Origin of the sequence: Thioclava arctica, assembly GCF_040892615.1 — a bacterium.
In the GTDB taxonomy this organism is placed as follows: Bacteria; Pseudomonadota; Alphaproteobacteria; order Rhodobacterales; family Rhodobacteraceae; genus Thioclava; species Thioclava arctica.
Window position 1 is genome coordinate 504,187 of record NZ_JBFRYC010000003.1, and the last position, 24,376, is coordinate 528,562.

Genomic DNA, 24,376 nt, shown 5'->3' on the forward strand with positions numbered 1-24,376 from the left:
TGTGTTCAAATTGGGGAGGGCAGGGGTGAAGTCAAGCTTGCCCCGACGCGCCGGGCATTCACTTGTGGCGCAGTTGCCACCGATGCAAAAGGCGGCGCCGCAGGGACGCCGCCTTGAGGATCTGGAACAAACCGCCTTAGCCGAGCAGACGTCGCGCGATGACCTGCGCCTGAATTTCTGCCGCGCCCTCGAAAATATTGAGGATGCGTGCGTCACACAGAATACGCGAGATCTGGTATTCCAGCGCGAACCCGTTGCCGCCGTGGATTTGCAGCGCGTTGTCGGCGGCCGCCCATGCGACACGCGCCCCCAGCAGTTTCGCCATGCCCGCCTCAAGATCGCAGCGATGGCCGTGATCCTTTTCCCATGCCGAGAAATAGGTCAACTGGCGCGCGATCATGGTTTCGACCGCCATCATCGCCAGTTTGGAGGCCACCCGCGGAAACTCGATCAGCGATTTGCCGAATTGCTTGCGATCAATCGCGTATTGCATGCCGATTTCCAGCGCTGATTGCGCCACGCCCACGGCGCGCGCGGCGGTCTGGATGCGCGCAGATTCAAACGTCTCCATGAGCTGCTTGAAACCCTTGCCCTCTTCGCCGCCCAGCAGGTTCTCGCCCTTCACGCGGAAGCCGTCAAAGGCCAGCTCGTATTCCTTCATGCCGCGATAGCCCAGCACCTCGATCTCGCCGCCGGTCATGCCGGGCGTGGGGAAGGGGGCGTCATCGGTGCCCGGCGTCTTCTCGGCCAGGAACATCGACAGGCCTTTATAATCGCTTGAATCGGGATTGGTGCGCGCCAGCAGAGTCATGACATGGGTGCGCGCGGCGTGGGTGATCCACGTCTTGTTGCCGGTCACGACCCAATCTTCACCATCCTTGACTGCACGGGTGCGCAACGATCCAAGATCCGATCCGGTATTGGGTTCGGTGAAGACAGCGGTGCTCAGGATCTCGCCGCTGGCCAGACCGGGCAGCCACTTTTCTTTCTGCTCTTGGGTGCCGCCGCAGATGATCAGCTCTGCCGCGATCTCGGAGCGCGTGCCAAGCGATCCCACCCCGATGTAGCCGCGCGAAAGTTCCTCGGTCACGACTGCCATCGTCGCTTTGGACAGGCCCAGCCCGCCATATTCTTCGGGGATGGTCAGGCCGAACACGCCCAGCTCCGCCAGTTCCTCGATCACCGACATCGGGATCAGTTCGTCCTTGAGGTGCCATTCATGGGCAAAGGGTTTCACCCGGTCCTCGGCGTAACGGTAGAATTGCTCGCGGATCATCTCCAGCTCGTCATCCAGACCGGATTGGCCAAAGATCGAGCGGCCTTGAACATCTTGCATCAGCTCGACCAGACGCAGGCGCGCGGCGTTGGAGTTGCCTGACGCGATCAGCGTGGCGGCGGCGTCGGATGGGGTCCAGCTGATGTCCATATCGGCAAGGCGCACCATCTCGCCTTGGTTCATCTGGATGCCGCCAGCGATCTGGGCGAGGTATTCGCCAAAGCCGATTTGCAGGATCAACTGTTCGATCTCGCCGAACTTGCCCTCATCGGCCAGTCGCTTGGCCCAGCCATGCAACTGTTTGAGCGATTGCTCATAGGTCGTCAGCCATGCCAGTCCGTGGGCCTGATACTGATGCGCTTCAAGCAACGCGCCAGAAATGCGCCCGTCCTTGCTGACTTTCGCGCGCAAAGCTTCGGTCGCCTGCGAGACCAGCGCCGCCAGTTCAGGCAAGGCCGCTTCGCTGCGTGTTAGAAGGTCATCCAGAATGATCGTCATCACTATATCGGCCCCGTCATGCGCCATGAATCGGCTCCCTATTCTGCAGTTGCATAGTGCATAGGTATTTTGCACTCGCAGCGCAATTAAAATACGCGAGACGCTGCGATCAAGACCTAAAATGTCGCGCCGAGTCTCGATATTTGGCTGGCACGCCCGATCTTTGCGCGATTTTGCCCGTGGGCTGGCTACGGCGACAAAACTCGCTAAAAGCAAGTCAAACGGGGGGAAAGAGATGGCAGGACTAGAGATTTGGCAAATCGCCATGGCGCTGGCGGTGACGCTGTTTGCGGGATTCGTCAAAGGTGCGGTCGGGTTCGCGATGCCGATGATCATGCTGTCGAGTTTTGCCTCGTTTCTGCCGCCCGAGATCGCGCTGGCGCTGCTGATCCTGCCCACTTTGGTGAGCAATCTTATTCAAGCGTTCCGACAAGGCGTGGGGGCGGCGTGGGGCTCGATCCGGCGCTATCAGATATTTATCGCGATGATTATCGTGTTCATTCCGATCAGTGCGGGCTTTGTGCGCATCATCCCGCAAAACACGATGTATCTGCTGCTGGGAGTGCCGATTGTTGCCTTTGCGATCTGGCAGCTGTCCGGGCGGCCCTTGGTGCTGCCGATGCATCATCGCAAGCTGACCGAGAGTATTTTGGGCATCATCGGCGGGCTATATGGCGGCATTTCAGGCATTTGGGGGCCGCCGCTGATCGTTTATTTGCTGTCTATTCATGCGCCCAAACGCGAAGCGGTGCGTATTCAGGGCGTCGTGTTCATGATCGGCTCGGTGATTTTGACCGGGTCGCATCTGGCGTCTGGCGTGCTGAATGCGCAGACCGTGCCGCTTTCGGCGCTGATGGTGGTGCCCGCTTTGATCGGGATGCGGTTGGGATTTGGCGCGCAGGACCGGCTGGATCCGGTGCTGTTTCGCCGCCTGACGCTGATCTTGCTGGGTCTCGCGGGCGCCAATCTGGTGCGTCGCGCCCTGATGGGCTAGGCGGCGATAGGATTTGCCGGCGATAGGATCAGGCGGCGACTGGGCCGCGCCCGTGACGGCGCGCTGCGGCCAAAGTCGTGGCCTCGTATCCGCTGGCGATCTTGAGCGCGGGTTTGCGATGCAGCGGCAAGCTGCCAGCACGCGCGAGATCGGCCAAAGCGGTTGTCGCGGCCAGCAGAGGTTGGCGCGCAAGCCGCCCGATATGCAGGCTTTCCACCTCGCACCCATCCGCGATCAGCAAATGATGCCCGCCCAGCAAGATCCCTTGCCAGCTAAGCAATCCGGGCCGATCCGGTTGTAGCGCAGTACAGGCATCGACGAGGTGATGTGCCTCGATCAGCACCTTTTCTTCGCCCAGAATATAGTCGACCGAGGGCCCACATAGCGCGATACGATGTTGCGGGAGCAGCCACAGATCCCGGGTTTTGCCAAAAACCGGGGCGCGCAACTGTACCGGGCGCAGATGGCCCAAGGCGGGTAGAGAGATGCGACCAGCCCAGACAACGTCTTGCGGCCCGGCATCGCTTGTCAGCACCTGATCGCCTGCTTTGATATGCGCTGCGGGGCGCGGTCCTTGCGGCGTCTCGATCGGGGTCGCGGGGGCAAAGCACGCGCCCGGTCCCAGCGGATGCAAATGATCGCCCAGCGCCAGCCAGGACACGCGCGGCCCGATCTTGGCGCGACCATCACCCGCAACCAGCGCCAGCGCCTCGGTGCGCGTCAGCGGCAGCGGCGCGCGCCCGGAATGTTGGCGCAACGTCCCGTGATCCAGCGCCTTGAGCGTCAGCAGGCTTTCCCGGCCCGGCCCATCCCAGCGCCAGCTCAACCGCATGCGCCCGCCGGTCATGATTTCCTGCTTGGCATCAAGCGAAATCGCATGCACCAGATCGCCGCGCCGCTGCGTCAGCGCGATGCGCCCCTGCGCGTCCAGCCCGAGCGAGAGAAATTCACGCCAGCCAGCAGCGCGGTTTTCCAGATGGATCAGCGGTAGGGGGCCGTTTTCGCCCCGCACCAGCGAGAATTCCAGCATCAACGTGCCTTGCGCCAGCATCGCCGGCAAAACGCGATCATCAAAGCGGTAAGGGCCGCGATGGGCCTCAAAGGCGGCAATCCAACCAGATGTGTGACTCATGCGGCGCGCCTTTGCAGCAAGCTGGCCTCGAAGCTGCGCAGCAGCGGGCGGGCGGGTGCGCCGTAGCCTATGCCGGTGAGCGGATCGAGTTCAGGAAAAAGCGTCAGGATTTCGGCGCTCGGATCGCGCACCAGCACGCGATGCTGTGGCGACACAATCTGATCGCGGGTTGCCCCAAACGTGCCTTTGCGAATGCCGGTCGGGGTAAGCTCGGTCTCCGCCGTACCGGTTTTGGAGCCGCGCCAGACCAGCGGTTGCGCGCCAGCATCCTGCGCCATCTCCATCGCAGTCGCGCTTAGATCATAGGTCAACTCAGCCATTTCTGCCCCCGAACCCCTCGAAGACAGCGCAACACATTTGCGGTCATTGCCGCATTTCGCGGGCCATTTGGCCTCGTTTATTTGGTGTGGGCTTTTGCCCTGCTCGTGTTGCCCTGCCTCGGGCCGTTTATATTTTTCTTTATACTGACAGGTTTTACGGCGATTACGAGACCCCGGTCTCGCAATGGCGAGCAGCGGTGGCGGTGTTGCAACAGCCATTGCCCGCACCGCGCCTGCGCTTTACTCCTGTGAGCGATATCGAAAGGAGCGCAAATGACCACCGATGCCGTTGCCCTAAGCGCCGATCTGATCCGCTGCCCCTCGGTCACCCCTGATGAGGGCGGGGCGCTGGTGTTGTTGCAATCCCTGCTTATTGGGGCTGGGTTTAGTTGCACGCGCGTGGATCGCAATGGCACACCCAATTTGTTTGCGCGCTGGGGGGCGAAGGGGGCGGCCAAGACCTTTGGCTTCAACGGCCATACCGATGTCGTGCCGGTTGGCGACGCGCGTGCCTGGAGCCATGACCCGTTTGGTGGCGAGATAAATTCGGGCGTTTTGTGGGGACGTGGGGCGCAAGACATGAAATCGGGCGTGGCCGCCTTTGCCGCCGCTGCGGTGGATTTCGTGCGCGCCACCCCGCCCGACGGCGCGGTGATCTTGGCGATCACCGGCGATGAAGAAGGGCCGGGGCGTGATGGCACCCGCGCATTGCTCGACTGGATGGCCGATCAGGGCGAGGCGATGTCAGTCTGTCTGGTGGGTGAGCCGACCTGCCCCGAGGTGATGGGGCAGATGATGAAAATCGGGCGGCGTGGCTCGATGACATTTTACATCGAGGCCGAGGGGGTGCAGGGCCATGCTGCCTATCCCCATCGCGCGAAAAACCCGCTGCATGCATTGGTCGCTTTGCTTGGGCAGATGGTGGCAGAGCCGCTTGATCCGGGCACGAAACATTTTCAGCCGACAAGTCTGCAGATCACCACGATCGACTGCGCCAACCCGGCCAATAACGTGATCCCGGCGCGGGCCAAGGCGACGGTGAATATCCGTTTCAACGATGCCCATACGGGCGCGTCTCTGATTGCGTGGGCGCATGAACTGGCCCAAGGCATCACGACGCAAACCGGCGTTGATTTCACTCTCAACCCCGATATTTCGGGCGAAAGTTTTGTCACCCCGCCCGGCCCGTTTGTCGATTTGGTTGCGGATGCGGTTCAGGCGGAAACCGGTATGGCGCCGGAACTCTCGACGTCTGGGGGCACTTCGGATGCGCGCTTTGTCAAAGATCATTGCCCGGTCGTGGAATTCGGGCTGGTCGGGGACCGGATGCATCAGGTCGATGAGCGCGTGCCAGTGGACCAAATCGAAACCCTCAAACGGGTCTATGCCCGCGCGCTAAAGGCCTATTTCGCATGATTATCGAGACGGTTGAAGATATCTCTCTGTGCCACGCATTGCGCCGGGCTGTGTTCATCGAGGAACAGGGCATCAGCGAACCCGATGAATGGGATGATCTGGATGGTGATGCGCTGCATTTGCTGGCGCGTGACGGGGAGACGCCCTTGGGCACCGCGCGGTTGCTGGTTGTCGGTGCAAAAGGCAAGATTGGCCGGCTTTGTGTGGCCAAGCCGATGCGCGGGACTGGCTTGGGCGCAGCTTTGGTGCGCGAGTCCTGTGCGCGGCTCAGCGCGCTGGGCTGCACGCGGGTCTATCTCTCGGCGCAGGTTTCTGCGATCGGGTTTTACGAAGGCTTGGGCTTTGTGGCCTATGGCGCGCCCTATGATGATGCAGGCATTCCCCATCGCGATATGGAAAAGCCGCTTTAAGCTGTGGTTTGGCGACCCCTGCGGGTGGGCGCGGCCGCCAGTTTGGCCGCTGTGATTTTCTCGTATGCGCGTTTTGTGCCAGCGCAGTGGTAGCACTGACGTCACAACCAAATCGCCACTATTGATGTGGGGTTTGGTGTTCAGGCGCGTTCGGGAATGATTTGCTGAACGATGCCGACAAGCAGCAAATAGAATGAGGTGATCACAAGCCCCCAATGCGCCCAGCTTGCCGGATCAAAATTGACCCACGCCGCCCAACCCGCGAAAAAGGTCCAGGCGAGTGCCACGGGCAGGGACACGACGCGCCAACGCTTGGTGCGCACGGGATGGATGAATTTCAACGGCAAGAACATTGCGACTGTCAGAGCCACGACGATGATCAAAATCGTCGTGGGGTGCGGCGAGAGCGCAAACATCACAAGCACCAGCATGTTCCACGCTCCGGGAAAGCCGGAGAAGGATTTATCCTTTGTTTTCATCCGCGTGTCCGAGAAATAGACGACACTGCCATAGGTGATCGCGATGATCGCAAGCCAGCCCGGCCAGCCCGGCAGTAAGCCCGATTTGAACAGGGCGAACGCCGGAATGAAAACATAGGTCAGATAGTCGACGATCAGATCCATCAGTTCGCCGTCATAAAGCGGGGAGTTGGACTTTACGTCGTAGCGACGCGCCAAAGGCCCATCGATGCCATCCACGAAAAAGGCGACGACGAGCCACAGGAACATCAGGCTCCATTTTTGGTCGGTTGCGGCCAGCAAAGCCAGCATCGACAGCACCGCGCCGGTGGCTGTGAGCAGGTGAACGCAGAGGGCTTTGATACGAATGTCCATATCTCTTCCTGCCCAAAACCTGCGTGCGACGCAAGCCACCGAACGAACGCCGCCGCCGTTCCCGGCTGGGATCAAGAAAATTCAGACAGAAGCGCGAGATATTGGTCGTTCGCATTCAACAATGTGCTGTCGGTGCTGTCATCCTCAATGCTGAGGGCGTTGAACTGCGATTCATAGAGCGTGCTGTCGCTATCACTGCTGTCACCAGAGGCCTGTTCGGGCGGAGGTCCCGGTGGCGGTATCGGCAGTGGGCCCCACGGGCGAGTTTGCATCTTGCTTTGCGTCTTTGTGGCAATGGCCAGCGGCATGCGCGCGGTTGATGTTGTGAGTGCAGACAGGGCACTAAGGGATGAAATCGTCATGTCCTTTCACGTTGAACATGCGGCCCCGGACCAGATCCAAGACATGACAGAAGATCTAAAGCCGTCGAAATAAGCACCCAAGGAAATAGCGGCGTTCAGGCGCGCGGATGGGCCTTGTCATAGACCTCCATCAGGCGCGCGGCATCGACGGCGGTGTAGATCTGCGTGGTTGCAAGGCTGGCATGGCCCAACAATTCCTGAATCGCGCGCAAATCGCCCCCGGCGGCCAGAAGATGGGTGGCAAAGCTGTGGCGCATGGCGTGCGGCGTGGCGGTCGCAGGCAGTCCCAGCGCCATCCGGGCCTGTTCCATCGCACGCGACACCAATCGCGGGTTCAGCGCTCCGCCGCGCTTGCCGCGAAACAGCGGCAGGCCGGGTTCGGCGGGATAGGGGCATAGGCGCACATATTCGGCCACCGCATCGCGTGCGGCCCCCAGTATCGGGACCAGTCGTTCCTTGTCGCCCTTGCCACGGATGCGCAGCACGTCGGGCAGGGGGTGCTGATCGCCGGTCAGCCCAAGCGCCTCGGATATCCGCAATCCGCCGCCGTAAAGCAGTGTCAGAACGGCCCCATCCCGGGCGGCGATCCACGGGTCCGAGGCTTGCGTATCGACCTGATCGATCATCGCGCGCGCACCGTCTTCAGATAAAGGGCGCGGCAATTTTCGCTGATATTTCGGTGCGCGAGCCAGCAAGACATGGCTGGCATCGAAACCTTCGCGATCTGCCAGCCAGCGGGTGAAACTTTTGACCGAAGATAAGGCTCGCGCCAGCGAGCGCGCCGACAAGCCGCGTCCGCGCTCATGCGCCATCCAAGACCGCATATCGGTCGGGCCAAGCGTGGCAAGTCGCGCCGTGCCAAACCCGTCGCCATGATGGTTTTGAACGAAGCCCAGAAAGCCTGCGACATCGGCGCGATAGGCCTCGATCGTATTGTCTGCGGCACCGTCGAGCGCGCGCAAATGCGATAGCCATTCGGCCAACGCCGCCCCAAGCCCGGGGGCCAGCATCATTCCAACCAGCGCCGCATCGCGCGCTCAAACACGCCTGCGAAAAACGCTAACAGATCGGTGCCCTGCGAGGGTTTGAACTGATGCGGGTCTTCTGCGCCCATCACCAGCATCCCCGGAAGCCGCCCCTCTCCCAGATCGAGACGCATCAGCGCCTCGGATCGGATCCAGTCGGCGGCCTCGCCATAGATCGCCTCTGATCCCGGAACGGTCTGGCGCAACACCACGCCGCGCGGGGCTCCGCCGCGTCCGGCGCGCAGATATTCCTGCACGAAGCCGGGCTCAGCGACGCAAAGCACCTCACCGAGAATTTGCAGCGCAGGGTCATCCTCGTTTTGTTTGCTTTCCAGCACGAGGCGCACGGAATCGACGCGCAAAATCTCGGCCACATCCGAGCGCAAATTCGTCAGGAAGGCCGGGAAATCGATGGGATCAAGCATGCGCAGCACCGCGCGATGCACCTGATTGGTCCCCGCAAGATTTTCGTACGCGGCTGCAATCACCGAGCGATGAGTGTCTTCAAGCCGGTCCAGCCGGGCCTCAAGGCGGGCCATCGCCATGCCGCGCAGATCGACGATATTGCCCCCCATCGCCGCCTCATTGGCAGCGACAAGCGCGCGCATCAGATCGCGGTCTTCCAAGATGACATCGGGGTCGGAAATGATTTGTTCGCGGAGGTGCTCCACGAGGGCCGTTTCGGTCATGCCTGTCTCACTGCTCGGGTCGTTGTTCTTTTTGTCAGCATACACGACGCGGCGCGAAATGCAGCGCATAAAATCCCGAGACCGACGCAAAAGGCCCGCCAGTGTGGCGGGCCTGCGCAGCAATGAGTTTGGCGATCAGACGATCTTTTGACCCGTCGCGTCCCAATCCTTGAGGAACTGCGCCAGACCCTTGTCGGTCAGCGGATGGCTCGCCATCGCCTTGATAACATTCGGCGGCGCGGTGATCACATCGGCGCCGATGCGGGCCGCGTCGGTGATATGGTTCACCGAGCGGATCGAAGCGGCAAGGATCTCGGTTTTGAAATCATAGTTGTCGTAGATGACGCGGATATCTTCGATCAGCTGCATGCCGTCGAGGTTGATATCGTCCAGACGTCCGATGAAGGGCGAGATGAACGTCGCACCCGCCTTTGCCGCGATCAGCGCTTGCGCAGCAGAGAAGCACAACGTGACATTGACCATGTGGCCTTCGGATGCGAAAGCCTTACAGGCGGTCAGGCCGTCCCAGGTCAGAGGCACCTTGATCGCGATATTGGGGGCGATCTTGGCGAGCTTATTCCCTTCTTCGATCATCTGCTTCGCCTCGGTGGCGACGACCTCGGCAGAGACCGGGCCTGAAACCATGTCGCAGATCTCTTTGGTGACTTCGAGAATATCACGTCCCGATTTGAGGATCAGCGACGGATTGGTGGTCACGCCATCAACCATGCCCAGATCGTTCAGTTCACGAATCGCGGCGGTGTCGGCGGTATCGACGAAAAATTTCATGGGGTTTCTCCTTGGCGGCAGTTGCGCGGGTGGTAGCGCAAAAGTCGCGCGCGGGAAAGAGTGGAAAGCGCGCGAGGAGAGGGGCGCTGCCCCTCGGCGCAGATGCGCCTCACCCCGGAGTATTTCTGGCCAGATGAAAGAAGGGGCGGTCCGTTATGTCTGATCCCGGTTGGTTTGAAGAGGGTGCGCGCGTTGCGGTGTTGACGGCTGAGCCAATTGGCAAACCGCTGGATTATCGCGCGCCCGAGGGGGGCTGTTTTTCGGGCGCGTTTGTCGAGGTGCCGCTGGGGCCACGCAAGGTTTTGGGTGTGGTTTGGGGGCGAGGTGCTGGCGATTTCGATATGGCGAAGCTGCGCTCGGTGATCCGGGTGTTCGATGTGGCACCGATGCGCGAGGAGTTGCGCGATTTTCTGCTGCGGATGGCGGATTATACGATGACGGCTTTGCCGCAGGTGTTGCGGCTGGCGACCCGCGCGCCGGGCTTGGGCGATCCGCCGGGGTTGCGCAGGATTTATCGGCTGGGCGGGGATGCGCCTGCGCGGATGACCGATGCGCGCACGCGTGTTCTTGAAGTGTTGCGCGATCATGGCGGGGCGGGGTTTCATTTGGGCGAGTTGGCGCATCTCGCCGAGGTCACTCCGCAGGTGGTCAAGGGGTTGGTCAAGACGGGCGCTGTGATCGAGGCCGAGGTGCCGCGCGATCTACCCTTCCCGCGGCTTGATCCCAACCTGCCCGGTAAGGCGCTGTCGCAGGCGCAGGCGCAAGCGGCCGATGCGTTGCGTGCCGGTGCGGGCGGGTATTCGACCACGCTGCTCAAAGGCGTGACGGGCTCGGGCAAAACCGAAGTGTATCTTGAGGCGGTGGCGCATTGTCTGGCGCAGGGGCGGCAGGCCTTGGTTCTGTTGCCTGAGATTGCGCTGTCATCCGAATTTCTGGCGCGGGTCGAGGCGCGCTTTGGGGCGTTGCCCGGCGAGTGGCATTCCGGTGTGACCCAATCCGAGCGGCGGCGATTGTGGAAGGCCTGTGGGTCGGGGGATGTGCAACTGGTTGTCGGGGCGCGTTCAGCCTTGTTCTTGCCGTTTCGCGATCTGGGGTTGATCGTGGTCGATGAAGAACATGACGGGTCGTATAAGCAAGAAGAGGGCGTGTTGTATAATGCCCGCGACATGGCCGTTTTGCGCGCCTCGCTGGCAAGCGCGCAGGTGGTGTTGGCCTCGGCCACGCCGTCTTTGGAAAGCTGGGTGAACGCGAGCGCGGGGAAATATGCCCGGCTGGATTTGGGTGCGCGCTTTGGCACCGCCGAGATGCCCGATATGGGCGCGATCGACATGCGCGAAGAGGCGCTTGAGGCAGGCAGCTGGATCGGTCCGACGCTGGTCTCCGAGGTCACGCGGCGCATCGCAGAGGGCCAGCAGTCGATGCTGTTTCTCAACCGTCGCGGCTATGCGCCCGTCACGATCTGCCGCGCGTGCGGACATCAGATTGCGTGCGATCACTGCGATGCGCGCATGGTCGAGCACCGCTTTCTCAAGCGGCTCGTGTGCCATCAATGCGGCGAGACCAAGCCGATCCCAACGAAATGCCCGAGCTGCGAGGTCGAGGGCAAACTGGCCCCGGTCGGTCCTGGTGTGGAGCGGCTTGCCGAAGAGGTCACGCGCCGCTTTCCTGATGCCCGGCTATCGGTGCTGAGTTCCGATCTGTTCGGCTCGGCGCGCGCGCTGAAAGAAACCATCGTCGAGATTGCGAATGGTGGGGCCGATATCATCATCGGCACGCAGATCGTGGCCAAGGGGCATAACTTTCCCAAGCTGACGCTTGTGGGGGTGATTGACGCCGATCTTGGGTTGCAGGGGTCTGATTTGCGCGCGGCGGAGAAGACCTTTCAGTTGATGCGGCAGGTCGCGGGGCGCGCGGGGCGGGCCGAGGATAAGGGCGTGGCGCTGTTGCAGACCTTTCAGCCCGAGCATCCGGTGATCCGCGCCATTCTGGGTGGTGACGAAGAGGCGTTCTGGGCGCAAGAGGCTGCTGCGCGACAGGCGCAGGGCGTGCCCCCTTATGGGCGGATGGCGGGGATCATCCTGTCGGGCCCAGACTTGCAGCCGCTGTTCGATATTGGCAGCCAGCTTGCGCGCAATGACGGGGCGTTGCGTCGCGTGGGGGCGCAGGTCTTTGGCCCGGCCCCAGCGCCGATTGCGCGGGTGCGGGGGCGGCATCGGGTGCGGATGTTGATCAAGGCCGACAAGGGCGCACCGCTACAGGCTGCGCTGAAAGGCTGGCTCAAGGGGCTGCGCCTGCCCAATAACGCACGCATTGCGGTCGATATCGACCCGCAAAGTTTTTTTTAACAGGCCTGTGCGGGAGTGAGACTGCGCTGATCGAGCAAGACATCGGTGACCATCGCGCCGATCCACATGCAAAACAGCGCCAGCCATGCCGTGCCGGCCAGCACCGAGGTGCCCGTCACGCCATTGCCGATCGCACAGCCACCCGCCAGCATCGCGCCAAAGCCCATCATCACCGCGCCGATCATCGAGCGGCGCATCACTGGCACGCTGTCAAACGCCTGCCAGGCAAATTGCCCTGCCACGAGCGAGGACAGGAACGCGCCGATCACCACGCCCGGCACTAGGCCTACATCAAATTCCAGCACCGCGTTGCGATCAAGGAAGAACATCAGTGTATTGGCCGAGGGCCCCGAGAAGGTGACCGAATTGACCGGAACCGGATCAAAAGCGACTTGTGACAGCATGAAGGTCAGAACCCACCCAACGGCCACCGCGAATCCGACGCCGGAGGCAAATATCCAGACCTTGATCCCGATCTGATTGCGGGCTGCCAGATAAACCCCGGCCAGCGCAAAGACGATGCCCACTGCCAGCCCCGTCCAATCGGGCAAATGCAGCGCGGTCAGCAGGTTGACGTTCTCGCCGCCCTGCGTGATCCACAGGCTTGCCAGCGTGTCACGATAGGGGGCAAGGATGCCTTTGAGGCTCATTTGTGCGGTCACGGCAAAGATCAGCCCCGCCACGACCGAGCGCAGATTGCCCGTCGCTGCCAGCACCAAAAGCCGCCCCGAGCAGCCGCGCGATAGCACCATGCCCACGCCAAAGATCAGCCCGCCGATAATCGCACCAGACCAACTGCCGGGCACGGACATCACCCGGCTATCGCCGGCGCGAAACAACCCGAGCAGCTGCGCGCTTTGCACCCAGATGAGGGCTGTGGAAAAGGTCAAGAACCACACCGCCACCTTGCCTCCAAGCTTGCCACGGGCGAATTCAATCGCCGCCGCGCGCAGGCAGAAATTCGAGCGCTGTGCGGCCACCCCGAAAATAAGCCCCGTGATCAGCCCGAAAAGCGCCGCTGTTGGCCCCTCGCCAATCCGCTCAATGATCTCGATGATATCCATGGCAAATCTCCCGTTCGCGAAAGCGTGATGCCAGATTCTGCATCAATGCACATTGATCTGAGTCAGAATACACAGTTTGTAGTCTTGCTCCTACGGGCCCCTTCCCGTCTAAGGTTTTCATGTTCAAGATCCGCGAAGTCCAACTTGATGAGGCCCACCACCTGCCGCGCTGGCGCAGGCCCGAGGCGCTGCTGTATGTGTTTGCCACGGCGATGCCGATCTCGTTTGCGACCTGGTCGGCGCTGCTGAACAACTTCGTCATCGACGTGGTCAAGTTCGACGGGGTCGATATCGGCTGGCTGCAATCGTTCCGCGAGGTGCCGGGCTTTCTGGCGATTGGCGTGATCGTCGTGCTTTGGGTGATGCGTGAGCAAGTGCTGGCGATTCTTGCGCTGCTGTTGCTGGGGGCGGCGACGGCAGTGACGGCGATGTTTCCCAGCTTTGGCGGGCTGATCATGGTGACGCTGCTGTCCTCGATCGGGTTTCACTATTTTCAGGCGGTGAACCAGTCGCTGCAATTGCAATGGATCGACCGCGCACAGGCTCCGCAAACGCTGGGCCGGATTGTTGCGGTGGGATCGGGCGCGTCACTGGTGGCCTATGCGTTGCTGGTGCTGACGTGGAAGGCCTTCGATCTGAGCTACGAATTCGTCTATGCGAGCGCCGGGATCACGACGATGGTGATGGTGGGGGCGGCCGCGCTGCTCTATCCGCAGTTTCACACCCGCGATCCGCAATCCAAACGCTTCGTGCTACGGCGTCGCTATTGGTTGTATTATGCAATCACCTTCATGGCCGGGGCGCGGCGTCAGATTTTCGTGGTCTTCGCGGCCTTTATGATGGTGCAACGTTTCGGGCTGCGGGTCGATGAAATCTCGGCGCTGTTCCTGATCAATTTCGCCGTCAATATGGCTGCCGCTCCCGCGATGGGCCGTTTCGTGGGTAAATTCGGCGAGCGGCGCGCGTTGATCGTGGAATATATCGGTTTGACGCTGCTCTTCCTGAGCTATGGCGGGATCTACTGGTTTGGTTGGGGGCTATGGATCGCCTGCGCGTTGTATGTGGTGGATCACCTGCTGTTCTCGCTGGCGTTCGCGCAAAAGACCTATTTCCAGAAAATCTGCGATCCGGCTGATATCGCGCCGACCGCTGCCGTCTCGTTCACGATCAACCATATCGCCGCCGTGTTCCTGCCCGCGAGCCTTGGCTATCTGTGGATGATCTCGCCCGGGTTCGTATTCGGGTTGGCCGCCGCGATGGCGCTTGTCTCGCTCGGGCTTGCGATGCTGGTGCCGCGTCATCCGTCAAAGGGCTATGAAACGGTGCTGCGCGGTCTCGCGCCGGCCGCGGCCTGATCTGGAATTCTGCCCGCCCGCGCCTATCTAAGAGGCTGCGATAGGGAGATTGATCATGTTGTTTGGAAAACTCGCCACCATTCCCACCAAATCCGAGGCTCTGCCCGGGCGCGATACAGAAATGCCGATCACCCAGCCGCATTTTCTCAGCGGTCTTGATCTGCGCAGTGCAATCCCAGAGGGGATGGAGCAGGCGATGTTTGGCATGGGCTGTTTTTGGGGTGTCGAGCGGATCTTCTGGAACACCCAAGGCGTCTGGCTAAGCATGGTTGGCTATGCGGGCGGTCACACCCCGAATCCGAGTTATCGCGAGGTGTGCACCGGCATGACCGGCCATAACGAGGTCGTGCGCGTGATCTATGATCCCAAAGTGATCAGCTACGACGATCTGCTGCGGGTGTTCTGGGAAAATCACGACCCGACCCAAGGCATGCGTCAAGGCAATGATCGGGGCACGCAATATCGCTCGGGGATCTATACCTATACCCCCGCGCAGAAAGCTGCGGCCGAGGCGTCGCGCGCAACCTATGCCAAGCGTCTGTCAGAGGCGGGCTATGGTGCGGTCACGACGGAAATCAGTGACGCCCCGCCGTTTTATTATGCCGAAGACGATCACCAGCAATATCTCGCCAAGAACCCGGCAGGCTATTGTGGGATCGGTGGCACCGGTGTGAGCTGCCCGATCGGGCTGTCGGCGTGATCGGGGTGCGACTTGACGTAACTTGCGCCCCGGCCTAAGCCCGGCGCAACACGCGCAAAGGAGCCGCCATGACCACCTTTACCGCCTTTACCACCTTGGCCGATCGCGAGGCAGCAGAGTCGCTTGAAGAGCGGTTTGAGGATCTGGACCCGGCACCCTACGGCACCGGCGTCTTCGAGATCGAGGATGGCAATGGACGCTATGAGGTGTCGGGCTATTTTCTGCAACAGCCCGATGATGTGACGCTTGATTTGCTGGCCATCGCCTATGGCGCGCAGCCTTTCGTAATTTCAGAGCTGCCCGAAACCGATTGGGTCGCGCATGTGCGCCGCGAACTTGCCCCGGTGCAGGCGGGTCGGTTTTTCCTCTATGGCAGCCATGACGCTGACAAGGTGCCCGACGGTTCGGTCGCGCTGCGTATTGATGCGGCGATGGCCTTTGGCACGGGCCATCACGGCACCACCTCGGGCTGTCTGACTGCGCTGGATGATCTGGCGCGCGCCGGGCGCAGCTTTCACAACGTGGCCGATATCGGTTGCGGCACGGCGGTGCTGGCGATTGCGGCAGCCAAGCTTTGGCCCGAGACGGTGCTGGCCTCTGACATCGACCCGGTCGCGGTGGAAACCGCGCGTGCCAATGTCGCGCTGAATGATCTTGAGGGGCGCGTGATCTGCCTTGAGGCGGCTGGTTTCGGCGATCCGAAACTGCAAGACGCCGCCCCCTATGACCTGATTTTCGCCAATATTCTAAAGGCTCCACTGATCGCATTGGCCCCGGATATGGCGCGCTATTGCGCCGAATCGGGCGTGGTTATCCTTAGCGGATTGCTAAATGAGCAGGCCGATGAGGTGATCGCCGCCTATGAGGGGCAAGGCTTTGTTTCCAGTGCGCGCAATGAATTTGGCGAATGGACGACATTGGTGATGAGCCGGGCATAGTCGGCCATGTTTCCGCTCAGTTTCAGCATCGTCTTGGTATAGAATGTCTTTACGGATCCTCCGTGGTGATTATCCGAGAGATGAGCAATGGCAAAAACTGATTTGGACGAATTCGAGAGACGCCTTCATCGGATCGACAAGATCCATGAGGCTGGTGGTGCGTTTGAGGCGGCGGGTTCGCTGGGGCGCAGCTATTTCGATGCAATGCGGCCGAAGTCGCGCCGTGGTTTGCCGTTGCGTGGGCTTGCCTTGCTGGCTGCGGGGATGCTGCTGTTCAAGGGCATGATGCTCGCGCAGGTCGGGTCGGACGAATATGCCAACCGCGTTGAACACCTTGCCAAGGGCAATATGGGCGAACAGATCGGCGCTTGGGTGCTGCATGCTGATCCGGCGACGCGTTACGTTGCAGGTCTGTTAAGCCCACTCATCCACTAAGATTTCGCAGAGCCATCTTACATTCAAAAGGGCTGCCCCATCGGGACAGCCCTTTTTCAATCGAGGGTCGGTGACTTAGCGCAGGCGCGCCACGTCAAGCCGGGTCAATCCGATATCGTCCAGCGCCCGGTCGGACAGCTTGGACAAAGATTTGCGAGTTTCGCGCAGATCGTTCCATTCCAGAAAGCTACCGATCAGCGACATGATCAGGCCGGGATGGCGCGAACGGTTCAGGCGGGTTGTCATTTCCATGACGGACATTGGGAGGCTCCTCAGTTCACAGACTGCTCAAGTTTCAGGCATCATTGCTTGCAGAGCGCACTTAGGCTGGGCGGAATATAAAAACAACAGCGCTTCCCGCAGGTCCGCCATGCAATTTTTGCAAGCCCCGGTCGGGTGCCCATCCGAACAGCAGGGCTAGGCGATGTTCTCTTTTCGTGCTAATTGGGAATTAACGATAACAAACAGGGGCAAAAGCGATGCGGGTGATCGGAATCGATCCGGGGTTGCGCAATATGGGCTGGGGCGTGATCGAGATGGAGGGCTCGCGCCTGCGTCATCTTGGCAATGGCACATTGCACTCGACTGGTACCGATTTGGCACAACGCCTGCTTGAGCTTCATGGCGGCCTCTGCGCCGTGATCGCGCAACACGCCCCCGAGGCGGCGGCGGTCGAGCAAACCTTCGTCAACAAAGATGCGGTGGCTACGCTGAAACTCGGCCAAGCGCGTGGCATTGCGCTGCTCGCGCCAGCGCAGGCGGGGCTTGCGGTCGGGGAATACGCGCCCAACGCCGTGAAGAAAACGGTCGTCGGCGTGGGTCATGCCGATAAGGTGCAGGTCCAGCATATGGTGCGCCACCAACTGCCCGGCGTGCAATTTGACAGCGCCGATGCCGCGGATGCCCTGGCAATCGCGATTTGCCACGCGTTCCATCTGCAATCGGCTGCCCGAATGGGGGCCGCGCAACTGTCGCGTACGCTCGCGGAACAGCCTCAAAAACGGAGACGCGCATGATCGGGCGTATCGCAGGCGTAATCGTGCATCGCGCCATGGATCACGTGATGATCGACGTGCGCGGTGTGGGCTATATCGTGCATGTCAGCGCGCGCACCGCGCAATCGCTGCCCCCGGTGGGTCAGGCCTGTGCGCTTTATACCGATCTGCTGGTGCGCGAAGATCTGCTGCAACTCTTCGGGTTTCCGAGCTTGCTGGAAAAGGAATGGCATAAGCTTCTGACATCGGTGCAGGGGATCGGTGCCAAGGCCTCGCTCGCCATTCTCGGAACGCTGGGCGCCGAAGGGCTGGGCCGCGCCATCGCGCTGGGCGATTGGGCGGCTGTCAAGGCCGCCCCCGGCGTCGGCCCGAAACTCGCCCAACGCGTGGTGCTGGAACTCAAGGAAAAGGCCCCCTCCGTCATGGCGATGGGCGCAGAATTGACCGTCGATATGGCAGAGGTGATCGAAGACGGCCAGCCTTCGAAACCAGCCCGCACCCCCGCCCCCGCCGCGACACCTAAAACCAACTTCACCGCCGAGGCGATCTCTGCCCTCACCAACCTCGGCTACGCCCCCTCTGACGCCGCTGGTGCGGTGGCGCAAGCCGGGGATGATCCTGCCAGTACCGACACCGCCAAACTCATCCGCGCCGCGCTGCGGTTGCTGGCACCCAAGGATTGAGGGCTTCCTCTTGATCAAAATATCCCGGGGTCCGGGGCAGAGCCCCGCTTGCCTCGGCCCACAACAGGCGCGACACTGAATGACGATGACCGACCCCGACCCAACCCTGCGCCCCGAGCGCCTGCCCGAAGACGCCGATCGCGCCCTGCGCCCGCAATCGCTTGAGGATTTCGTGGGTCAGGCAGAGGCGCGCGCGAATCTGCGCGTCTTCATCGAAAGCGCCAAGCTGCGCGGGCAGGCCATGGATCACACGCTGTTCCACGGCCCCCCCGGTCTGGGTAAGACCACACTGGCGCAGATCATGGCGCGCGAACTGGGCGTGAATTTCAAGATGACCTCGGGGCCGGTGCTGGCCAAGGCAGGCGATCTGGCAGCGATTCTCACCAATCTCGAGACGCGCGACGTGCTGTTTATCGACGAGATTCACCGCCTCAACCCGGCCGTCGAAGAGGTGCTTTATCCCGCGCTTGAGGATTTCGAACTCGATCTGGTGATTGGCGAGGGGCCTGCCGCGCGCACTGTGCGCATCGAGTTGCAGCCCTTCACGCTGGTCGGCGCGACCACGCGATTGGGACTGCTGACCACGCCGCTGCGCGACCGCTTCGGCATCCCGACGCGGTTGGAATTCTACACCGAGGACGAGCTGGATCAGATTGTCACCCGTGGCGCGCGGCTGCTGGGCATTTCCTCCGATCCCGAGGGCACTCGCGAGATCGCCAAACGCGCGCGCGGCACGCCGCGAATTGCCGGGCGGCTGCTGCGCCGGGTCGTCGATTTCGCCTTGATCGAGGGTGACGGGCGTTTGACCCGCGCCATCGCGGATCGCGCGCTGACCCGGCTGGGAGTCGATAATCTCGGTCTCGATGGGGCGGATCGGCGCTATATGATGCTGATGGCCGAGCATTACGGCGGTGGCCCGGTAGGTGTGGAAACGCTCTCGGCGGCACTCTCGGAGGCGCGCGATGCGATCGAAGAGGTGATCGAGCCCTACCTGCTGCAGCAGGGTCTGGTTCAGCGCACTCCGCGCGGGCGGATGTTGGGGGCGCGGGCTTGGCGGCATCTTGGGCTCGAGGCTCCGCGCCCCGCTCCGCCGAAACCCGATCTGTTCGGGGATGGCTGAGACGATCTGACCGCTTGATCGCGCCAGCGCGCAGGCCTATCTGCAATCCATGACACAGCCGCTCGCCCGTTTTGATATTTCCGCCGATGACATCGACCGTGTCGTTGCGCATTTCTATAAGCGCGTGCGCGGTCATGCCATGCTTGGTCCGGTTTTTGCTGTGCATGTCACGGATTGGCCCGCGCATGAGGCCAAGGTCGCCGCGTTCTGGAAAGGCGCGATCCTACGGGAACCAGGATATGACGGCTCGCCGATGACGGCCCATCGCAAGGCCAAGAATGTGCGTCCGGGGATGTTTTCGGGGTGGCTGGAGCTATTCGACACGGTATTGGGCGAGGAACTGGCCCCCGAGCAAGCAGCGCGCTGGTCTGCGCTGGCCCATAAGATCGGGACGAGCCTGCGCCAAGGCGTGGTGGATCGCGAAACGCTGGCGGGGGGAGTGCCGAAACTCAGGTGAGCAGGGGCGCTGCCCCGTCTCCTGCGGAGACTCCCCGGAGTATTTTCGGCTAGATGAAAGGCTTAGGCCTCTTTCTTGCCAAACACACCCGTAAGCGAGCGCCCTATCAGATTGGTGACGCGCGGTTTTTTCAGGCGACGAAACGGCATCGGGCGGCAGACCTCCAGCGCGGCGATGCCGACACGGGCCGTGAGCGCGCCGTTGATGACACCTTCGCCGAAGCGGCGCGAAATCTTGGTCATCAAATGCCCGCCGGTGACGGTTTCGATCAAATCATCGCCCGCTGCGACAGCGCCAGTTGCCACCAGATGCGTCATCACCGTGCGGGCCAGACGGATCGAGCCAAGCGCGCCCGAACGCCCGCCATAGATCTCTGCGATGCGGCGGATCATGCGCAGATTGGCGGTCAGCGCTGTGACCACATCCGCCAAAGCCAGCGGCACAAGTGCCGTGACGGTTGCGACGGTGCGCGCGGCGGCCTCGATCTCTAGCCGTGCGGCAGCATCCAGCGGGGCCATTAGCTCTGTCTCGGCCAGACCCATCAGCGTCTCGGTGTCGAGCACCTCATCGAAACGCTCTTTCAGCCTTGCGCGCGGCCATTCCATTTCGGCGCGCGCGGCATACAGCCCCGAGACATGGTTCACCACCTTGCGCGCGCGGTTGAGATCATCGGTGGCCAGCGCCTCGGAGACCTCTTTATGGACCTTGTCGAGCCGCGCCAGACGTGAGAACGCCGCGATCTCGCGCCCCGCGATCAGCAGCGCGCCAAGCGCGAAGGCCAGCACCAATGCCGAGCCGATCCAGCCAAGAATCGGATGCGTGGCAAACAGCCCGTCGATGAAGCGCCACAGTGCGACCGAAACGAGAAAGCCGACCAGCGCCACCAAGGCACGCCAGAAAAACCGGGTCACACCCGAACTGCGCCGCGCCCCGAGCCGGGTCGCGATCTGCATCGCGCGGCCCTCAAGGCGTTCTTCGGTGGCGGCGGGCATATCCTCGATCGGGGCGGCCTCGGCGGGCGAGGGGGCGGCGTCGATCTCGATCATCACCGGTTTTTTCATAGCTTGTCCCCGATCAGGAATTCAGCGGCGCGATCCAGCCGGATATGCGGCGGGCCTTCGCCGGGTTTCAGGATCACCGGGGCGGGAGCGAAATTCATGATCGCGTAATCCTCATCCAGCCACGCTTGCGCGCCCTGAGCCGCAGGGGCCAGCAGATGTGCGGGGTCTGAGGGCAGTTCACCGGGATAAAGCGCCACCGATTTGCCAGTCTCAAGGCGGCCGCGCACCGCCTTCAAGGTCGCGCTATCATGGGTGATCTCTTCTTCGGTGGTCGTGCGCAGCGCTGCCAGCGACAGAGCCAGCGTCTTGGCGCCTGAGAAATCTGCGCGATCCTTGGCCTCGCGCAGCAGCGCGCCGGTGATCGCGGTCAGGCGGGCATGTTGCGAATGGTGCAAATGATCGGCCTTGGTCGCGGCAAACAGGATGCGTTCGACGCGGCGCGCGCCCAGAAGCGAGGCGAGCCAACCCGCCGTACCGGGGCGAAATGCCGACAGGATGTCGGCCATCGAACCGCGCAGATCTTCGAGCGCCGCTGGCCCGGCATGGATCGCGCCCAGCACATCGACCAGCACCACCTGCCGGTCGATCTTGGCAAAATGATCGCGAAAGAACGGGCGCACGATTTCGCGTTTATAGGCCTCGTAGCGGCGCTCCATCTCGCGACGCAACGAGCCGCGTGGGGCCGCCCCTTCAGGCAAGGGCGCGAAGGTCAGTGCCGGTGATCCGGCCAACTCTCCGGGCAGCAGGAAGCGCCCGGGCGTGCAGTCAGAGAACCCCGCTTCGCGTGCAGCGTTCAGGTGATCGGTAAAGGCGAATGCCAGCGCCTTGGCGCTTGGTTCGTTAAGCTCGGTCGTGCCATCAACGGCCTCGGCTTGTTTTAGATATTCCGCACCCTTGGGGCGGTTGGGCAAGCGGGCGAGGGCCTGCGCGCTCCATTGCGTATAGCTCTTGTCCATCAGCCCGAGATCAAGCAGCCATTCGCCGGGATAATCCACGATATCAAGATGCACCACGCGCGGGCCGCGCAATGCGCCCAGCAAACCGCGCGGCTGGATACGAAAGGAGAGGCGCAGTTCGGACACCGCACGGGTGCCTTCGGGCCAATGCGGGTTTGGGCCGGTCAGCGCGGCGAGGTGGCTTTCATAGTCAAAACGCGGCACGGTATCGTCGGGCTGGGGTTGCAGGAAGGCGGCGGTGATGTCGTTGGCCGCGCTTAGCGCAGGCATGCGTCCGCGATCGAGCAGATTGGCCACCAGCGAGGTGATGAACACCGTCTTGCCCGCGCGCGACAGCCCCGTCACGCCGAGGCGCACAACCGGTTCGAACAGCGTTTGCGAGACCTGCGCGCCGATGCCTTCGAACCCGCGCGTGATCCCGTCCGCTATATCGGAAATGCCCAACTGCCGCCCCTCGCTACGATTTCTGGCCCCAAGATAAGCAGTGCCCGGCGCGGTTGAAAGGTGCAATGCGTCCCGTCTGCCAGTGCCGAGCACCCGCCTGCCCCTTTTCGAGCGCGCCGCAATCCCCTAGATTGGGGCAACCGCACAAGGAGTCAGGATGAGCGAACAGCGCCAGATCACCGAACAGACCATCGAGACGCTGTTCACACGGGGCTCGGGCGAATACCTGTTTGCGCGCTGGGGACGTCCGATCGTGCCCGTCGTATTTGGGGTCGAGGCCGGGACTTTGGCGACCGTGAAGGGCGCGGTTGAGGCCGTGGTCGCACTGGCAGGTCACAAGATGGCCGAGACCGACCCCGAGCTTGGCGCGAACCTGATGATCTTCTTCTTTCGCGACTGGCAGGAATTGCTTGAGGTGCCCAATCTCGATCACCTGATCGACGGTTTGCAAGATCTGGTCGTGCGGCTCGACGATCAGGGGGCAAGCCAGTATCGGGTGTTCCGGTTCGATCCAGACGGCGCGATCCGGGCCTGTTTCAGTTTCGTGCGTATGGATGCGGGGCTTGATGAGGTGCCCGCCGAGGTGATTGCCCTGCAACAAGCGGTGCAGATGATCGTGCTCTGGTCTGACACGGCTTTTGGCGAACGCTCGCCCCTTGCGGTGGTGCGCGGTGTCACCGTTTTGCGCCCCGAGATTGCGGCGGTGATCGCGGCGAGCTACGACCCGGTGATGCCTGCGGTGGCGCGCGATCCGGTGCATGCGCTGCGGCTGGCGGCGCGCGCAAGCCTGCGCCAAGACGCCGCCACACAAGCGGTGCGCGATCTCAATCGCGAAGTCGGAGAAGCAGATCAAGGGCCCCCTGATGACGCATGAATTTCCGATCCGAGTCTATTACGAGGACACCGATCTTGCGGGGATCGTCTATTACGCCAACTACCTGAAATTCATTGAACGCGGGCGGTCGGAATTTATCCGCTCGCTCGGGGTCGATCAGGTGGCGCTCAAGGCCAATCATGGCATCGTTTTTGCCGTGCGCCGGGTCGAGGCAGACTATCTGCGCCCCGCGAAATTCGATGATCAACTGGTGGTCGTAACGGCGTTGGTGGCCGATACCGGGGCGCGGCTTGTGATGGATCAGGCCGTGACGCGCGATGGCGAAATGCTGTTCACAGCCACTGTGACGATCGTGTGCTTGGGCGAGGGCGGTGCGCCTCAGCGACTTCCCGCCGATATACGCCGCAAACTGGCGCCCAAACTGCATTGAATGGGGCCATCCTAGGGCGCGATTACAACGTTGTTATGGCGTTCCCCTTACTGCTGGGGTAGAATCGCTGGTAATCAGAGCCACGACAACGTGGCCCCAAAAACGGCGAGCAGTATTCATGGACCAATCTTCGCTTGCGATGGCGCAGGAGATCGACTTCTCCCTGCTGGCACTTTTCGTGCGTGCATCGTTTACCGTCAAACTCGTAATGATCATCCTTGTGGTGGCCAGCTTTTGGTCATGGGCGATCATCGTGCGCAAATTCATCGCTTATCGCGCGGCCAAAGCCGAGGCAGAGGCCTTTGATCGCGCTTTCTGGTCGGGAGAGCCGCTTGATGAGCTGTTCGACCAGATCGGCCCGGCCCCCGATGGCGCGAGCCAGAAAATCTTTGCCGCTGGTATGATGGAGTGGCGACGCTCGCATCGACAAGACGGAGTATTGATCGCCGGGGCGCAGGCGCGCATCGAGCGCTCAATGGATGTGGCGATCCTCAAGGCGACCGAGGGGCTGAATTACGGCCTGAATTTCCTTGCAACGGTGGGCTCGATCTCGCCCTTCGTGGGGCTGTTCGGCACGGTTTGGGGAATCAAGGTCGCGTTCCAGGAAATCGCAATTTCGCAAAACACCTCGCTGGCCGTGGTTGCGCCGGGTATTTCCGAGGCGCTGGTGGCAACCGCGCTGGGTCTGCTCGCGGCGATCCCGGCGGTGATCTTCTATAACAAGCTGTCTTCGGATGCCGACCGGATTGCCTCTGGCTATGAGGCGTTTGCCGACGAATTCACCACCATCCTCTCGCGCCAGTTGGACGGTTGA

At 61.9% G+C, this 24,376-nt stretch carries 27 protein-coding genes; 15 read left to right on the top strand and 12 right to left on the bottom strand.

What is annotated here, in order from left to right; translation table 11 throughout:
* Positions 1-136 precede the first annotated feature (136 nt).
* The gene (locus tag AB4874_RS08075) at positions 137-1,801 is read right to left on the bottom strand and encodes an acyl-CoA dehydrogenase family protein (RefSeq protein WP_368391601.1); all 1,665 of its coding nucleotides are present in this window, start codon (positions 1,799-1,801) and stop codon (positions 137-139) included.
* 208 nt (positions 1,802-2,009) lie between these two features.
* Here AB4874_RS08075 and AB4874_RS08080 point away from each other — a divergent pair, with 208 nt between their 5' ends.
* Positions 2,010-2,768 (top strand): TSUP family transporter, encoded by a 759-nt coding sequence (locus AB4874_RS08080; protein WP_368391602.1) that lies wholly within the window; start codon positions 2,010-2,012, stop codon positions 2,766-2,768.
* Positions 2,769-2,796: 28 nt separating this feature from the next.
* On the opposite strand, the gene AB4874_RS08085 is transcribed toward AB4874_RS08080, so the two are convergent.
* Both AB4874_RS08085 and AB4874_RS08090 read right to left on the bottom strand, forming a co-directional pair.
* Positions 2,797-3,900 (bottom strand): Hint domain-containing protein, encoded by a 1,104-nt coding sequence (locus tag AB4874_RS08085; protein WP_368391603.1) that lies wholly within the window; start codon positions 3,898-3,900, stop codon positions 2,797-2,799.
* Positions 3,897-4,220 carry a Hint domain-containing protein gene (locus AB4874_RS08090; protein WP_368391604.1) on the bottom strand — a complete coding sequence of 108 codons (324 nt, stop codon included), beginning with the start codon at positions 4,218-4,220 and terminating at the stop codon, positions 3,897-3,899. The genes AB4874_RS08085 and AB4874_RS08090 overlap by 4 nt, the downstream gene beginning before the upstream one ends.
* Before the next feature lie 273 nt (positions 4,221-4,493).
* On the opposite strand from AB4874_RS08090, the gene dapE reads away from it, so the two are divergent.
* Both dapE and AB4874_RS08100 read left to right on the top strand, forming a co-directional pair.
* Positions 4,494-5,636: a succinyl-diaminopimelate desuccinylase gene (gene dapE / locus AB4874_RS08095; RefSeq protein WP_368391605.1), complete on the top strand. Its 1,143-nt coding sequence runs from the start codon at positions 4,494-4,496 to the stop codon at positions 5,634-5,636.
* A complete protein-coding gene (locus tag AB4874_RS08100) occupies positions 5,633-6,046 on the top strand; it encodes a GNAT family N-acetyltransferase (RefSeq protein WP_295531982.1) in 414 nt (137 codons plus the stop codon). The genes dapE and AB4874_RS08100 overlap by 4 nt, the downstream gene beginning before the upstream one ends.
* 140 nt (positions 6,047-6,186) lie before the next feature.
* On the opposite strand, the gene AB4874_RS08105 is transcribed toward AB4874_RS08100, so the two are convergent.
* The 5 genes from AB4874_RS08105 to fsa all read right to left on the bottom strand — a co-directional run bounded on the left by AB4874_RS08105 (position 6,187) and on the right by fsa (position 9,744).
* Positions 6,187-6,879 carry a CDP-alcohol phosphatidyltransferase family protein gene (locus tag AB4874_RS08105; RefSeq protein WP_368391606.1) on the bottom strand — a complete coding sequence of 231 codons (693 nt, stop codon included), beginning with the start codon at positions 6,877-6,879 and terminating at the stop codon, positions 6,187-6,189.
* Positions 6,880-6,950: 71 nt separating this feature from the next.
* On the bottom strand, positions 6,951-7,241 hold the full coding sequence (locus tag AB4874_RS08110; protein ID WP_368391607.1) for a hypothetical protein: 291 nt from the start codon (positions 7,239-7,241) through the stop codon (positions 6,951-6,953).
* A gap of 95 nt (positions 7,242-7,336) precedes the next feature.
* Entirely contained in the window at positions 7,337-8,251 is a 915-nt protein-coding gene (locus tag AB4874_RS08115; RefSeq protein WP_368391645.1) for a tyrosine recombinase XerC, read from the bottom strand.
* Positions 8,251-8,955 carry a DUF484 family protein gene (locus AB4874_RS08120; protein ID WP_368391608.1) on the bottom strand — a complete coding sequence of 235 codons (705 nt, stop codon included), beginning with the start codon at positions 8,953-8,955 and terminating at the stop codon, positions 8,251-8,253. Before AB4874_RS08120 ends, AB4874_RS08115 begins: the two co-directional genes overlap by 1 nt.
* Positions 8,956-9,090: 135 nt before the next feature.
* The gene (gene fsa / locus AB4874_RS08125; protein ID WP_295531971.1) at positions 9,091-9,744 is read right to left on the bottom strand and encodes a fructose-6-phosphate aldolase; all 654 of its coding nucleotides are present in this window, start codon (positions 9,742-9,744) and stop codon (positions 9,091-9,093) included.
* Positions 9,745-9,899: 155 nt separating this feature from the next.
* Between fsa and AB4874_RS08130 the strand changes: the two genes are divergently transcribed.
* Positions 9,900-12,089 (top strand): primosomal protein N', encoded by a 2,190-nt coding sequence (locus AB4874_RS08130; protein ID WP_368391609.1) that lies wholly within the window; start codon positions 9,900-9,902, stop codon positions 12,087-12,089.
* On the opposite strand, the gene AB4874_RS08135 is transcribed toward AB4874_RS08130, so the two are convergent.
* Entirely contained in the window at positions 12,086-13,153 is a 1,068-nt protein-coding gene (locus AB4874_RS08135) for a YeeE/YedE family protein (RefSeq protein ID WP_295531965.1), read from the bottom strand. The two genes, AB4874_RS08130 and AB4874_RS08135, sit on opposite strands and share 4 nt — an antisense overlap.
* Positions 13,154-13,272: 119 nt before the next feature.
* Here AB4874_RS08135 and AB4874_RS08140 point away from each other — a divergent pair, with 119 nt between their 5' ends.
* The 4 genes from AB4874_RS08140 (at position 13,273) to AB4874_RS08155 (ending at position 16,581) form a co-directional block, all read left to right on the top strand.
* Positions 13,273-14,508, top strand: coding sequence for an MFS transporter (locus AB4874_RS08140; RefSeq protein ID WP_368391610.1), 1,236 nt, complete (start codon positions 13,273-13,275; stop codon positions 14,506-14,508).
* 55 nt (positions 14,509-14,563) lie between these two features.
* Positions 14,564-15,208 carry a peptide-methionine (S)-S-oxide reductase MsrA gene (gene msrA, locus AB4874_RS08145; RefSeq protein WP_438273454.1) on the top strand — a complete coding sequence of 215 codons (645 nt, stop codon included), beginning with the start codon at positions 14,564-14,566 and terminating at the stop codon, positions 15,206-15,208.
* Between the two features lie 68 nt (positions 15,209-15,276).
* Positions 15,277-16,146, top strand: a complete 870-nt coding sequence (locus AB4874_RS08150; protein WP_368391612.1) for a 50S ribosomal protein L11 methyltransferase — start codon at positions 15,277-15,279, stop codon at positions 16,144-16,146.
* Positions 16,147-16,233: 87 nt separating this feature from the next.
* Positions 16,234-16,581, top strand: coding sequence for a hypothetical protein (locus tag AB4874_RS08155; protein ID WP_368391613.1), 348 nt, complete (start codon positions 16,234-16,236; stop codon positions 16,579-16,581).
* Between the two features lie 75 nt (positions 16,582-16,656).
* On the opposite strand, the gene AB4874_RS08160 is transcribed toward AB4874_RS08155, so the two are convergent.
* Positions 16,657-16,842, bottom strand: coding sequence for a DUF1127 domain-containing protein (locus AB4874_RS08160; protein ID WP_366929937.1), 186 nt, complete (start codon positions 16,840-16,842; stop codon positions 16,657-16,659).
* 218 nt (positions 16,843-17,060) lie between these two features.
* Here AB4874_RS08160 and ruvC point away from each other — a divergent pair, with 218 nt between their 5' ends.
* The 4 genes from ruvC (at position 17,061) to AB4874_RS08180 (ending at position 19,836) form a co-directional block, all read left to right on the top strand.
* Positions 17,061-17,597: a crossover junction endodeoxyribonuclease RuvC gene (ruvC, locus tag AB4874_RS08165; RefSeq protein WP_295531951.1), complete on the top strand. Its 537-nt coding sequence runs from the start codon at positions 17,061-17,063 to the stop codon at positions 17,595-17,597.
* On the top strand, positions 17,594-18,259 hold the full coding sequence (gene ruvA, locus AB4874_RS08170; RefSeq protein WP_368391614.1) for a Holliday junction branch migration protein RuvA: 666 nt from the start codon (positions 17,594-17,596) through the stop codon (positions 18,257-18,259). The genes ruvC and ruvA overlap by 4 nt, the downstream gene beginning before the upstream one ends.
* A gap of 85 nt (positions 18,260-18,344) precedes the next feature.
* Positions 18,345-19,379, top strand: coding sequence for a Holliday junction branch migration DNA helicase RuvB (gene ruvB, locus AB4874_RS08175; RefSeq protein WP_368391646.1), 1,035 nt, complete (start codon positions 18,345-18,347; stop codon positions 19,377-19,379).
* Positions 19,380-19,428: 49 nt separating this feature from the next.
* Positions 19,429-19,836, top strand: a complete 408-nt coding sequence (locus AB4874_RS08180; protein WP_368391615.1) for a group III truncated hemoglobin — start codon at positions 19,429-19,431, stop codon at positions 19,834-19,836.
* Between the two features lie 62 nt (positions 19,837-19,898).
* Here AB4874_RS08180 and AB4874_RS08185 read toward each other — a convergent pair whose 3' ends face one another.
* Together AB4874_RS08185 and AB4874_RS08190 are read right to left on the bottom strand one after the other, a co-directional pair.
* Positions 19,899-20,897 carry a YcjF family protein gene (locus AB4874_RS08185; RefSeq protein ID WP_295531942.1) on the bottom strand — a complete coding sequence of 333 codons (999 nt, stop codon included), beginning with the start codon at positions 20,895-20,897 and terminating at the stop codon, positions 19,899-19,901.
* The gene (locus tag AB4874_RS08190; protein WP_368391616.1) at positions 20,894-22,297 is read right to left on the bottom strand and encodes a YcjX family GTP-binding protein; all 1,404 of its coding nucleotides are present in this window, start codon (positions 22,295-22,297) and stop codon (positions 20,894-20,896) included. The genes AB4874_RS08185 and AB4874_RS08190 overlap by 4 nt, the downstream gene beginning before the upstream one ends.
* Before the next feature lie 157 nt (positions 22,298-22,454).
* Between AB4874_RS08190 and AB4874_RS08195 the strand changes: the two genes are divergently transcribed.
* The 3 genes from AB4874_RS08195 (at position 22,455) to tolQ (ending at position 24,376) form a co-directional block, all read left to right on the top strand.
* Positions 22,455-23,171 carry a hypothetical protein gene (locus AB4874_RS08195; protein WP_368391617.1) on the top strand — a complete coding sequence of 239 codons (717 nt, stop codon included), beginning with the start codon at positions 22,455-22,457 and terminating at the stop codon, positions 23,169-23,171.
* Positions 23,161-23,562 (top strand): tol-pal system-associated acyl-CoA thioesterase, encoded by a 402-nt coding sequence (gene ybgC / locus AB4874_RS08200; RefSeq protein WP_368391618.1) that lies wholly within the window; start codon positions 23,161-23,163, stop codon positions 23,560-23,562. The genes AB4874_RS08195 and ybgC overlap by 11 nt, the downstream gene beginning before the upstream one ends.
* Positions 23,563-23,680: 118 nt before the next feature.
* Positions 23,681-24,376 (top strand): protein TolQ, encoded by a 696-nt coding sequence (tolQ, locus tag AB4874_RS08205; RefSeq protein ID WP_295531928.1) that lies wholly within the window; start codon positions 23,681-23,683, stop codon positions 24,374-24,376.